This window comes from Bacillus sp. GW823-FHT06B01 (assembly GCF_058952315.1).
Window position 1 is genome coordinate 20,418 of the sequence record NZ_JBXAHR010000009.1, and the last position, 12,927, is coordinate 33,344.

A 12,927-nucleotide genomic window follows, 5' to 3' on the forward strand; every position below is an offset into this window, starting at 1 on the left:
AATGCTGTTAATACTACTGCTCCACTTGCTGATCCTACGAAGTCACCTTTTGTTACTTGTAATACTTGCTCTTTCATTTTATGTATCCTCCTTTTTAATAAGTTATCTATATGTAATTTCTAAGAAATGTTTATTTCATAGTTTTTATGTTAGCGTTACATTAAAGTTATTAACGTAACGTTTGTAACACTAATGTAACATAACTATTGTTACGTTGCAATATAATTACGTAAATTTTATTACACTTTTTTTACGTTTTTTTATAAACACCCTTAAAAACCCTGTTTTAATGCACTTTCTACTAACTCTATGTTTGTAATGTTATTGTAATATTACAGTCATATAACGAAATATACCCATACTCTCTCCTACTTTTGTTACAAATTAAAGTACATATTGGAATAAATACGTTGGAATCTATCAAATTTTCACTAACGATTTATTCAAGATAAAGTGAAAATTTAATCAGCCCTCACCAATCGAACTTTTATGGGCAGCCCGACCATTAAAACGGGATAAAATACAACCTTTCCAAGATAAGTTTATATGTTTCCTCTATATAACTATGTATAATAAAAGCAAAGAGGTGGTCATTTTGAAATTAATCGCATTAGATATGGATGGTACACTACTATCATCTAATCTTGAAATATCCAAAGAGAACTTACAAGCTATCCAAGCTGCAAAAGAGGCTGGTCATATAGTCATGATCTGTTCCGGTCGTGCAAAAGAGGATGCTTTAAAATTATTGGAAGAATATAAATTATCTCTTCCAGTTGGAGCGAGCAATGGGGCAATTGTTTATGTGGATGGAAAAGTAATTAACTCGCGTTGTTTACAAAATGATAAAGTATACAAGCTTGCAAAATTACTAGAATCTGAAGGTTTTCCTTATAAGCTATATACGAATAAAGGAGTTTATTCTCCATATACATGGCAAGATCAAGTTATGCAAGCTTTCGAGGAGAACAAGCATGCATTAGATGTTACACTTGAGGAACTTGAAAGAATTACAGAAAAACAAAAAAAATCAAACTTAATTACTGATTTCCAAAAAATCGAAGATGTTGTAAATAATCCAGAATTAGAAATATCTAAATTCTTCATTTTGACATTTAATGCAGCGCATCGTGCACAGCTATTAAGCATGTTACAAGAAGACACTGATATTTCAGTTACGGCATCAGCTCCTACTAATGTAGAAATTATGGATAAGCATGGTCATAAAGGGAACGGTCTACAAGAAATGGCTACTTATTTCAATATACCAATTGAAGATACTATTGCGATCGGGGACAACTTTAATGATGTGCCAATGTTACAAGTAGCTGGATTATCAGTTGCAATGGGAAATGCTGAAGAAGATGTAAAAAAACTATGTGATGTCGTAACATTAACAAATAATGAGCATGGTGTTGCCCACGCAATCGAGAAATTTGTATTGAAACAAACTTCATCTAGTAAATAAAAAAAGGACTCTTTCAATTTGAAAGGGTCCTTTTCTTTTATACATGATGACAAGCAACAAAATGCTCTTCACCAACATTACGGAATTCTGGTACCGTTTGTTTACAAATATCTGTTGCAAACGGGCAACGTGTATGAAAGCGACAACCCGAAGGTGGATTTGCTGGACTTGGAATATCACCCTCTAGTATAATCCGCTCTCGCTTCACTGTTGGATCTGGTATTGGCACAGCTGATAACAATGCTTTTGTATACGGATGTAGTGGGTTCGTAAATAACTCATCACGCGGCGCTGTTTCCACAATCGTTCCTAAATACATAATTCCAATTTTCGTACATAAGTGCTCTACTACGCTTAAATCATGAGAAATGAACAAATAAGATAGTCCCTTTTTCTCCTGTAACTCACTAAATAAATTAATGATCTGTGCTTGAATAGATACATCTAGTGCTGCCACAGGTTCGTCAGCTACTATAAATTCCGGATTTAATACCATAGCTCTTGCGATAACGATACGCTGACGTTGTCCACCGGAAAACTCATGAGGATACCGGTCAATATGATATGGGGCTAAGCCACATAACTCTAATACTTCTGTCACTTTTTCACGAACATTTTCTTTCGTCGCTAGTCCGTGAGCCAACATTGGTTCACCAAGTGCCTCTCCAATTCTCATTCTCGGATTTAATGAGCTAAATGGATCTTGAAACACGAGTTGCATATTAGGACGATGTTTTCTCAATTCCTCTTTTGATAGAGAATGAACATCGTGTCCTTTAAACTTCACTTCTCCCTCCGTTTTTTGAACGAGACGTAAAATTGTTTTTCCTATCGTCGTTTTTCCGCTTCCTGATTCACCAACGAGACCGAACACTTCGCCTTTATTAATAGTAAAACTTACTCCATCAACTGCTTTCACATGTCCAATCGTTCTACTAAATATGCCGCCTTTAATTGGGAAATATGTTTTTAAGTTTTTTACTTCTAATAATGGTTCACTCATTGTCCCGCACGCTCCTCATATAACCAGCAAGCTACTTTATGATTCTCATCATGTACATTCAGATTTGGCGCTTCTTCTTTACATATTTCCATACAATGCTCACAACGACCGCTAAAGTAGCAAAATTCATCCAAACCGACTAAATTAGGAACCTGCCCTGGAATAGAGTACAGTTTATCTATTCGTTTTCCCATCACTGGTTTTGATTTCAACAAACCTTTCGTATACGGGTGTTTCGGATTTTGGAATATTTCTAGTACTGGCGCTTCTTCAATCACTTTCCCGCCATACATAACGACAACGTAATCCGCCATTTCTGCTACAACGCCTAAATCATGTGTAATTAATAAAATAGATGTTTTAAATTCCTCTTTTACTTGCCTTAATAAGTCCAATATTTGTGCTTGAATCGTAACATCAAGAGCCGTTGTCGGTTCATCCGCAATTAATAACTTCGGATTACAACTAAGTGCAACAGCAATCATAATACGTTGTAGCATACCACCGCTCAGTTCATGTGGATAAGAATGGACAATTTCATCCGCACGAGCTATACCGACTTTACGAATTAACTCAATTGCCTTCTTATACGCCTCATTTTTACTAAGCAGTTCATGCTCCCTTAACGTCTCTACAATTTGTTCTCCTACAGTGAAGACCGGATTTAGCGATGTCATCGGTTCTTGGAAAATCATCGCAATATCATTGCCTCGTAAACTACGAAGCTCTTTCTCTTTCATTCCTAAAAGACTTTTTCCTTCATATAAGATATCTCCACCTACTACACTGCCTGATTCAGCAATAAGTCCCATAATAGATAAAGCTGTTACACTTTTCCCGCAACCCGATTCGCCTACAACACAAACCGTTTCACCTTCTCGAACTGTAAAACTAACATGATTCACAGCCTTTACTGTTCCTTCTTCTGTCTGAAAGTGTGTTTGTAAGTCTTTCAGCTCTACTACCGCTTTACTCATACCTTCTCACCTACCGTCTCATCTTTGGATCTAACGCATCACGAAGTGCATCACCAAGTAAATTAATTGATACAACTGTTATAAAGATTGCGAAACCAGGCGGAATCCATAACCACGGCCGCTTTTGGAAATCAATTAATGAGTTAGCTGCGCTAATCATATTCCCCCATGATGGTGTAGGTGGGACGACGCCGAGACCTAAGTAACTTAGCGCGGATTCACTCAAAATTGAACCTGCAACACCCAAAGTTGCTACAACAATAAGCAATGGAAAGACGTTAGGAATTAAATGATGAATAATTTTCCGAGAATCCTTTAATCCTAATACATCTGCTGCTTGCATAAAGGCTTGCTCCCGCAATGTTAAAATTTGTCCTCTCACAAGCCGGGCAAGTCCTGGCCATCCTACTAAACTTAAAATAATCATTACAACATATAAACGGTATTCCGATGGTAATTTCCATTCTGATAAAATTGCTCCCATTATAATAAGTAGCGGTAATCCCGGGATGGACATTAACACATCCGCAACACGCATAATTAAATGATCTACAACCCCTCGATAAAAACCAGCAATTGCTCCTAATAAAGCTCCTAGTATAACGGATAATAGCATCGACGCTAAACCAATTGTTAATGAAATACGACCTGCTTGCATAAGTCTAGTTAAAATATCCCGTCCCAACTGGTCTGTTCCAAGCCAATGTGACAGGCTGGGTGGTTTATTAATTTGTGTTACTTGTACTTTCCCATCAGCATACGGCGAAAAGATTGGACCGATAAAACTAAATAAAAACATAAATATTAAAACGTATAAGCCACACAGTGCCATCTTATTTTTCTTAATTTTTTTATACGCTTGACGCCATGGTGATGATTCATTTCTCTTTTTTCGTTCTTTCTTTTTCTCTATTATTGGTGTAATAGTCTCCATATCTTTCCCCCCTTACTTCAATCGAATTCTTGGATCAACAAACGCATATACAATATCAGCTAAGAAATTAGCCATAATTGTTAAACAAGAAAGAAACATTGTAAAGGCCATTAATACCGTATAATCACGGAAGTTTAATGCTTCTAATTGAATACTCCCAATCCCTGGCCAATTAAAAATCTGTTCAATAATAATCGCTCCTGAAAATAAACCAGGTAATTCAAAAGCAAGTAATGTAATTGCTGGCAAAATTGCATTTTTCAATGCATGTTTATAAATAACGGTTCTTTCTTTTAAACCTTTTGCACGAGCAGTACGAATATAATCTTGCCTAACAACATCCAACATGCTAGTTCTAAAATATCGTGTTAATGATCCTACACCAAGAAGCGTTAAAATAAATACAGGTAGAATCATATGACGTAATACTTCTAATATGTATGCTATTCCTGTTGAGTTACTTCCAATATCAATCATGCCACCAATAGGTAATAACTTTAAATCAACTGCTAATAATTTAATTAAAAATAATCCGATAAAGAATGATGGAAATGACATTGCTGCAAAGACACCGATTGTTACCAATCTATCAAACCAAGAGTGCTGCTTTGTTGCAGAAATAACCCCAATAATAAGAGCAATAATCCAAGTGAAAAATAAAGCTGCAACAGCAACGATAAATGTATTCCAAATAAATTTATTAAGTAATGAAGTTACAGGTTCTTGATACTGTAGAGAAAATCCAAAATCACCATGCAAAGCATTCACTAACCAATGAAAATACCTTTCAATAATTGGTTTGTTTAAGCCATACAATTCCCTTAACTCTTGAGCTCTCTCTGGTGTTAACTTAGGATTTGAATCAATATAATCCCCCGGCAAAAGTGCAAATAAGAAAAAAATAATAATAGATGTACCAAACAATGTAGGGATCATTTGAAGGAACCTACGAACGATATATGTTTTCACCTTTTGTCTCCCCAATCCTATTTACTTAAAAATAGAAGAACATTTTTTCAAAACAGCTACTATCCCATCGCTGTATGAAAAAACGCCTTCTATTATTTAGGTCAACCCTTATTGTTCAATAGATAACACTGGTAAGTTGGAACTAATGCTATCGTACTTTTCTGGATCAATTCCTTTTATACGTGCATTATGAGCATAAAGTAGTTTACGATAGTTTAATAAAATAACTGGTGGATCATCACTTAACTCTTTATACAGTTCTTTATAAATTGCTTTACGTTTTTCAATATCTGTCGTCCCTATACCTTTTACAATCAAGTCATCTACTTTCGGGTTGTTATAACCCGTATCACTTTTTGGATTAGTTGATAAGTAATCACTTACAACTTCACTTGGATCACTAATTCCTGGTGTTGAAACTGCCGCTAAATCGTAGTCACCTTTTCCTACTTTTGAAAGCATCGTATTAAAGTCCATCAACTCTGGATTTAATTCAACACCGATTTCTTTGTAACTTTCTTTTGCAATTGGAATAAAGATATCATTTGTTTTACCTGTATTTGATGCGTAGTATGTTAATTTTAGTTTTTGACCATCTTTTTCACGAACCCCGTCAGAACCTACTTTCCAACCAGCCTCATCCAATAATTTTTTAGCCTTTTCTACGTCGTGTGGATATTTATTAATACCTTCTTCTGTATATGCCCATGAAACTGGCGCAATTGGTACGTTAGCAACAGATCCATATCCTTGTAAAGCTGTATCCACATACTTCTTACGGTCTAATCCATAAGTAAGTGCTTGACGCACCTTCTTATCCTTCAAATACGATTTCTTATTATTTACATAGATATAAGCAATATCACTTGATGATTCAAGATTAATATTTGCAAACTCTAATCCTTTTAATTGGTCTATATTTTCAGGGTTCGCTCTAAATCCACTATAGTCCAGTTCACCTGTTTGGAATAATTGGAATCCAGTATCACCTGATGTGATTTTGTAAATAAAGTTTTTGATTTTTGGTTTACCTGCATAATAATTTTCATTAGCAACAAAGCGTACTTCTTGACCTGGAACATATTTTTCAAATTTATATGGACCCGCTGCAATTGGTTGCCCATATAATGCTTTTAAATAGTCTAAACTTGTATTTTGTTTATAATCTTTTCCATAATAAGCTTTTGATAGCACTGGACCACCTAAATTAGTTAGCGCCTGTGAATTAACTTTTTCAGTTGTAATTTTAATTGTCTGTGGATCAACAACTTGAATTCCTTCAATAGAAGTTGCTTTTCCTTCTTTATATTCTTTTCCACCTTTAACAGCATACTGTGCAATATCCATTCCACCTTCATACGCTTTATCATGAAGTAGTGTTAATGTAAATGCTACGTCCTCCGCCGTTAAAGGCGAACCATCACTAAATTTTAGATTTTTACGTAAATGGAATGTATATGTTAACTGGTCAGCAGAAATATCCCATTTTTCTGCAAGATCCGGAATAGGTTTACTTTGTTTGTCTGTTGTTACTAATGACGCAAAAATAACAGACGTTACATTTCCATCCCAACCATTATCTTGAAAATACGGAAGGAAAACTCCCCCTGGCTTAGAAATGGCTGTAATAAAAGTATCTTTTCGCTGATTTGCTTTCTCTGGACTTTTCTTTTTATCTGTAGCTGGAATTGATTCAATCTTAGCGTCTTTTAAATCCTGCTTTTTTACCGGTTCTGTAGAAGCCGTATCTTCCTGTCCCCCACAAGCAGATAACACAAGCAAACTACTCAATAATACTGAAAATACACCAGCCCATTTTTTTGTCTTTTTCTTCATTGTCCCCACCCTAACTTTTTTAATAATTAAACCTTATGAACTGCTTGCCTTATGTATGCCTCCCACAGCAATATTTTATAGCCAATCGGAAAAGTCGGTTTTATTCGTAAGAAAATAGATGTTTTTGAGGGGTAACAATCCTATTCCGACCTTTCCGGTAGACTTTATGGTTATTAGCTTATATCTTCCGTTATATTTTGTCAATTCTTTCTAAATAAATATTTTTAGAATTTTTTCAAAATTATCATTCTATCTTTAATTTAGGTAAACTTAATAAAATACCGTTATAGTTATCTTCTTGTAATCCTTGAATTCGTGCATTATGTGCAGACACCACTTTGCTATTATTCAAGAAGATTACAGGCGGGTCTTCACTTAATTCTTGATATAACTTTTTATAAATTTCTTTTCGCTTTTCAATATCCAACGTTTCTAATGCTTGCTTAGCTAATTCATCTACTTTCGGATTATAATATCCATCATAATTTCGTTTACTTGTTGAAACAAACTCTTCAATCGTTCCGCTCGGATCATCAATCATTGGCGTAGATACCATCGCTAAATCATAATCACCTTTTATCACTTTTGAAATCATCGTATTAAAGTCCATATATTCTGGGTTAAACTCTACACCCAACTTTTTATAATCTTCTTTCATCACAGGAATCATTACATCATTTATTTTACTTGCTGATGAGGCAAAATAACTTACTTTCAATTTTTGTCCATCTTTTTCACGAATTCCATCCGAACCCGCTTTCCATCCAGCCTCATCCAGTAATTTCTTCGCCTTCTCTAAATTATACTCATATTTATTAATGCCCTCTTCTGTATACGCCCATGAAACTGGCGTAATCGGTACATTAACGAGTGACGCATATCCTTGGAAATACGTATCAATAACCTTTTGACGCTCTAATCCGTAAATAAATGCTTGGCGGACACGTTTATCTTTAAAGTATGGCTTCTTATAATTCATTTTAATGTAGCCATAAGAGCTTCCCGTATACACATTAATATTAGCAAAACCTAAATCTTTTAATTGCTCAATGGTCTCCACGTTTGTCGTAAAACCATCATAATCTACTTCTCCTGCTTGAAATTGTTGTAACTTCGTATCACCCTTTGTAATTTTATAAATAAAGTGCTCAATCTTCGGTTTTCCTTCAAAATAATTTTCATTTGCTACAAATCGAACCTCTTGACCAGGAATATATTTATCCAATTTATAAGCTCCTGCTCCCACCGGCTTTCCATATAACTCTTTTAAGTACTCCAAGTGTCCTTGTTTATACTCTCTCCCATAATAAGCTTTAGATATAACTTCTCCACCGATTAATGATAATGTTTGAGCATTTACCTTTTCAGTCGTAATCGTAATTGTTTTCGGATCAATGATTTGAATTCCTTCAATAGAGGTTGCCTTTCCTTCTTTATAAGCTTGCCCACCTTTTATTGCTGTTTGGCTTATATCAGTCGCACCACTATAAGTTGGATCATGTAATAACGTTAATGTAAATGCTACATCATCTACAGTTAACGGTGAACCATCACTAAACTTTAAATCATCCTTCAAATGGAATGTATATGTAAGCTGATCCTCCGAAATCTCCCACTTTTTCGCTAATATTGGAATTGGCTTTCCTTCCTTATCCAGCCCAACAAGGGGCGCAAAGATAGCTTGCGTTATATTACCATCCCATCCATTCTCCATAAAGTGCGGAAGGAATATCCCTCCAGGACTCGGCATTCCAACTACAAAAGTATCTTTTCTTTCATTTACTTTTGTAGGACTTTTTGCTTTGTCGCTCGCCTTAATAAATTCATCTTTTACTTTTGGTACGTTCCCGGCTTCATTTGTACTTGCTTCCTCATGACCACATCCGGCTAGTAATACTGACACACTAAGAAATGTAGCAAGTGCTCCTTTAAAAACATTTTTCATTGCACTCTCACCTTTACCTTCCTAATTTTTAAAGATGTAGGAACATAGGCCTCCTTTCTGTAACTATCTTTATTTTTCCTATAAAAATAGTATGAATTAATTTCAAGATTATTCCTTTCCTTTAAACATGTCAATCACTCTCTTTTATTTCTTATTACAAAATTAAAAATTCACTTCTATTCGTTCCATATGAAACATAGACTACTAATAACCAATTACCAAAAAGGGGGCGAAAACATGGACAACCTATTCCAATACGTCCTGCACTACGTGTTATTAACCATTATGATAGTCGGGGCGCTATTACTATTCCCATTCTTCCCAAAGTTCGTCCTCTTTTTATCTTTTTTTATTATGCTCGGGATCGCTATTATCATTTCAACAAAAGAAGATACCACACAAAAAGAAAACAGAGTTCAGCGTGTAAAGCTGTAACTCTGTTTTTTTCAGTCGTAACGTATTCTTGTTAAACTAATTATGAAAAAGACCCCTGCAAATAAAATGAGTATACCAATATATCCTCCTATATCTGCCAATGTACCTCCCCTTACAATTAACTCCGTAAAGCCACGCATCGCCCAAGTTTGTGGAACAAAGTTTGCTACCGTTTGCATCCATGCTGGTTCAATTTCAATCGGCCAATAAAGACCACCAATCATGCATGTTGAAATCACAACGATATTCCCTAGCGCTGACTGTTGTTCTGTTGTTTTTACGATGCTTGCTAATAATAAGGCTAGACCAATGACAGCTAATAATAATACGGAAACGAGTATAATAACCCCTAATAAATTTCCCCACTGCACATCAAATAAGGAATACGTTGATATCATTAAAACACCGAATTGAATCCAACCTATTAAAAAGAACGATAGGATATACCCTGCTAATATTTGAACTTTTGAAACCGGCGTTCCTAATAAACGAGACCAAACACCAAGTTGTCTAGCTTTCAAAATAGTCCCCGTCGCACTTAACATAACAATCATAACGAATAGAATTGAAAAGCCTGCCGCTCGTCCTGTAACGTCATTTAACTTTTGATCATCATGTGAAATTGACTCTTTTTGAATCGAAACAGGTTCTACTTTTGTATAAATTTCTTTATACATTGTTTCCCACGAAGTGTTACTTTTCTTCTCTAAATCTCTCGCTGCGCTAACTTCTATCTCCATTTTTTTTAACGCGCTTGCCAATACTTGCTCTACAGAAGTTCCACCAGTAAAATCAGCACTGGCTTGAAACTGAATACTTTCTATCCTTCCATCTAGCATACTCTTTTGAAAGTCTTTCGGAATAATAACTATGCCGGATGATTTTTTGTTTTCAATCTTCTGTTTTCCTTCCTTATACGTTACCTTCTCTATAGAAATTAAGTCACTTTTCTTTATGTCCTCGTAATACTTGGTAGATAATGTAGAACCATCTTCATCTACTAAGCTAACATTTACTTTCGTATTCCCACTTCCACCTAAAAGTCCGCCGAAAATGAGTGTAAAAATAATAGGCATTCCAAACATGAGTATATAACTTTGTGGTTTTATTAAAATTTGTTTTAACTCTAGCCAACAAAGCGCCCAAACCTTCTTCATCATTTCCCCCTCCTATCTCGTACGTAAACGTAATGTTCCTATCATAACGGAGACAATTCCCGCACTACATAAACTAAAAATAACAGGGAGTAACACATCCCAAGGTGTTCCCGACATAATATTTAAGAAGCTCGTAAGTGCCCATTTATTCGGAGCAACATTCGCAATGGTTTGAAGTGTATCAGGGAATACGTAAATCGGTAACATCGATCCCCCTAATATAGCGAGTATTTGAATACCGATTCCTCCCATTACATCTGCCGTTTTTTCCTCACGAATAAAAGCTGCAATTAACATAGATAAACCAGAAACACAAATTGCATAAGACATTCCCACCACTACTATTTGGGACAAGTCTCCACCCCATTCCACTTGAAACATAAAGTGTGTAGCAACTATAAACATTCCTAATTGTATACAAGCAAATAATAATGTACCTAAAAACTTCCCGAATAAAATTGAAAATGAGCTCGTCGGTGTACTGAACAAACGCGCCAACGTCTCAGTTCGTTGCTCTGTTACAACTGACTTTGCACCTACTGTTATGTTATATAGTAAAAACATGACTAACATCGCTGCGGCATAATATTGCATCGCTGCAACTGTTTTTTTACCTATCGTTCCTTTTTCAATGTTATCTGCACCCGAAGTTGCTACTGTTTGTAAATCCCCACTTACTTCTTTTGCAACTTGTTCCACATTACTATGCTGAGAATTTGCTAATTCCGTCACAACACTTTTAGTAGATACCGCAATTGTTTGAACACGCTCTGAAAAAGAGCGGACCATTGATTCAGCGATTTTCGCTTGTATATCTTTTGATGGGTCTATAAACACCTTTGGTTCTTTTAATTTTCCATCTTGTACTTGTTCGCTCCATTTATTTGGGATGACGATTCCCACATCGATTTTCTTTTCCTTTAACATATCTTCAAGCTCTTCCTGAGAATTAACTATCTTTACTTTCACATCATCTTTTAATTCTTTAGATTGCAATACGTCTTTTTGAAAGACATCTGCAAACTCATCATTTCCTACTTGATAATAGCCAATCACTGTTTTTGGTAGTCCACCATTATCAAATATATTACTTAACGCTGAACCTAAAATCGCTGTTAATAAAAGCGGCATAATTAACATCATCATAAATCCGCGCCGATCAATTAAACGTATTTTTAAATCTTTCCATGCAATAATAAAACTTTTCATCTCGCACTAACCTCCTTAATCACGAAGTGAACGTCCTGTTAATTGTAAAAAGAGTGCCTCTAAATTCGGTTCTTGCACTTCAAGCTTTAAAATTTGAGCGTTGTTCTCCACAACTACTGACACAACTGTACCAATGGACTCGCCACCATTTAGCCCAATATCAATCGTACTATTATCTTCATCAAAAATAATTCGTTCAACAACAGATAGTGCTTTCAACTTTTGTAGCAGTTCCGTACTATAACGATTTAATTGCAATCTCACTATAAACCCATCCGCCAGTCGATTACATAGCTCCCTTTTCGTTCCTAATGCAATTACCTTTCCATGATCAACAATTGCAATTCTTTCACATAAATACTCTACTTCTTCCATGTAATGACTCGTATAAATAACTGTCATCCCTTTTTCATTTAACTTTTTAACAGTCTCTAAAATATGGTTTCTCGATTGCGGATCAATCCCAACTGTCGGTTCATCCATAATTAACAACTCTGGCTCATGCATAAGTGCTGCACCAATATTAATACGCCTTTTCATTCCACCTGAAAATGTTTCAATTTTATCTTTTCCACGGTCCTGTAAACCGACGTAAGCTAATACTTCCTCCGCTCGTTCTTTTGCAATTTTTCCATTTAAACCGTACATTTTTCCCCAAAAAACCAAATTTTCCTTCGCTGAAAGTGTTGGATAGAGCGCAATGTCTTGTGGAACAATACCAATTTTCTTTTTCGCCTCTAATGGATATTCTTTTACAGATTTCCCACCAACTTTTATATCACCACTGTCGTATGAAATTAACCCGCAAATCATTGATATCGTCGTTGATTTTCCCGCTCCATTTGGACCAAGCAATCCAAATGTTTCCCCTTTCTTCACCTCAAAAGAAACATTCTTTATGATTTCCTTCTTACCAAATGATTTCGTAATATGATCTATGACTAACATACTGATTCAGCCCCTTTGCATTCATCTACACTTTCATTGTAGAAAA

At 35.5% G+C, this 12,927-nt stretch carries 12 protein-coding genes; 2 read left to right on the forward strand and 10 right to left on the reverse strand.

The genetic code is table 11. From position 1 onward, the window contains the following. Positions 1 to 77 (reverse strand): DUF3948 family protein (locus AC1Q8N_RS26960; RefSeq protein ID WP_002101907.1); only part of this gene is annotated, 77 nt, incomplete at its 3' end. Between the two features lie 518 nt (positions 78 to 595). Between AC1Q8N_RS26960 and AC1Q8N_RS26965 the strand changes: the two genes are divergently transcribed. Beyond that, positions 596 to 1,468: a Cof-type HAD-IIB family hydrolase gene (locus tag AC1Q8N_RS26965; protein WP_142330280.1), complete on the forward strand. Its 873-nt coding sequence runs from the start codon at positions 596 to 598 to the stop codon at positions 1,466 to 1,468. 37 nt (positions 1,469 to 1,505) lie between these two features. Here AC1Q8N_RS26965 and AC1Q8N_RS26970 read toward each other — a convergent pair whose 3' ends face one another. The 6 genes from AC1Q8N_RS26970 to AC1Q8N_RS26995 form a co-directional block, all read right to left on the reverse strand. Further along, positions 1,506 to 2,471, reverse strand: coding sequence for an ABC transporter ATP-binding protein (locus AC1Q8N_RS26970; RefSeq protein WP_001294493.1), 966 nt, complete (start codon positions 2,469 to 2,471; stop codon positions 1,506 to 1,508). Next, positions 2,468 to 3,448: an ABC transporter ATP-binding protein gene (locus AC1Q8N_RS26975; protein ID WP_000030797.1), complete on the reverse strand. Its 981-nt coding sequence runs from the start codon at positions 3,446 to 3,448 to the stop codon at positions 2,468 to 2,470. Before AC1Q8N_RS26975 ends, AC1Q8N_RS26970 begins: the two co-directional genes overlap by 4 nt. 10 nt (positions 3,449 to 3,458) lie before the next feature. After that, a complete protein-coding gene (opp4C, locus tag AC1Q8N_RS26980) occupies positions 3,459 to 4,382 on the reverse strand; it encodes an oligopeptide ABC transporter permease (RefSeq protein WP_000447957.1) in 924 nt (307 codons plus the stop codon). Between the two features lie 12 nt (positions 4,383 to 4,394). Further along, complete coding sequence (locus tag AC1Q8N_RS26985; protein WP_048542900.1) at positions 4,395 to 5,351, reverse strand: ABC transporter permease; 957 nt, start codon at positions 5,349 to 5,351, stop codon at positions 4,395 to 4,397. Between the two features lie 108 nt (positions 5,352 to 5,459). Next, the gene (locus tag AC1Q8N_RS26990) at positions 5,460 to 7,187 is read right to left on the reverse strand and encodes an ABC transporter substrate-binding protein (protein WP_141520061.1); all 1,728 of its coding nucleotides are present in this window, start codon (positions 7,185 to 7,187) and stop codon (positions 5,460 to 5,462) included. A gap of 244 nt (positions 7,188 to 7,431) precedes the next feature. After that, positions 7,432 to 9,132: an ABC transporter substrate-binding protein gene (locus AC1Q8N_RS26995; protein WP_098079948.1), complete on the reverse strand. Its 1,701-nt coding sequence runs from the start codon at positions 9,130 to 9,132 to the stop codon at positions 7,432 to 7,434. A 237-nt stretch (positions 9,133 to 9,369) separates the two neighbouring features. Between AC1Q8N_RS26995 and AC1Q8N_RS27000 the strand changes: the two genes are divergently transcribed. Continuing rightward, positions 9,370 to 9,567 carry a hypothetical protein gene (locus AC1Q8N_RS27000; protein WP_141497539.1) on the forward strand — a complete coding sequence of 66 codons (198 nt, stop codon included), beginning with the start codon at positions 9,370 to 9,372 and terminating at the stop codon, positions 9,565 to 9,567. Between the two features lie 11 nt (positions 9,568 to 9,578). On the opposite strand, the gene AC1Q8N_RS27005 is transcribed toward AC1Q8N_RS27000, so the two are convergent. Genes AC1Q8N_RS27005 through AC1Q8N_RS27015 form a run of 3 tightly spaced genes read right to left on the reverse strand, consistent with a single transcriptional unit; the run spans position 9,579 to position 12,881 of the window. After that, positions 9,579 to 10,724: an ABC transporter permease gene (locus AC1Q8N_RS27005; protein ID WP_098048794.1), complete on the reverse strand. Its 1,146-nt coding sequence runs from the start codon at positions 10,722 to 10,724 to the stop codon at positions 9,579 to 9,581. A gap of 12 nt (positions 10,725 to 10,736) precedes the next feature. Then, positions 10,737 to 11,933 carry an ABC transporter permease gene (locus AC1Q8N_RS27010; protein ID WP_098642499.1) on the reverse strand — a complete coding sequence of 399 codons (1,197 nt, stop codon included), beginning with the start codon at positions 11,931 to 11,933 and terminating at the stop codon, positions 10,737 to 10,739. A gap of 15 nt (positions 11,934 to 11,948) precedes the next feature. After that, complete coding sequence (locus AC1Q8N_RS27015; protein WP_000960160.1) at positions 11,949 to 12,881, reverse strand: ABC transporter ATP-binding protein; 933 nt, start codon at positions 12,879 to 12,881, stop codon at positions 11,949 to 11,951. Positions 12,882 to 12,927 lie beyond the last annotated feature (46 nt).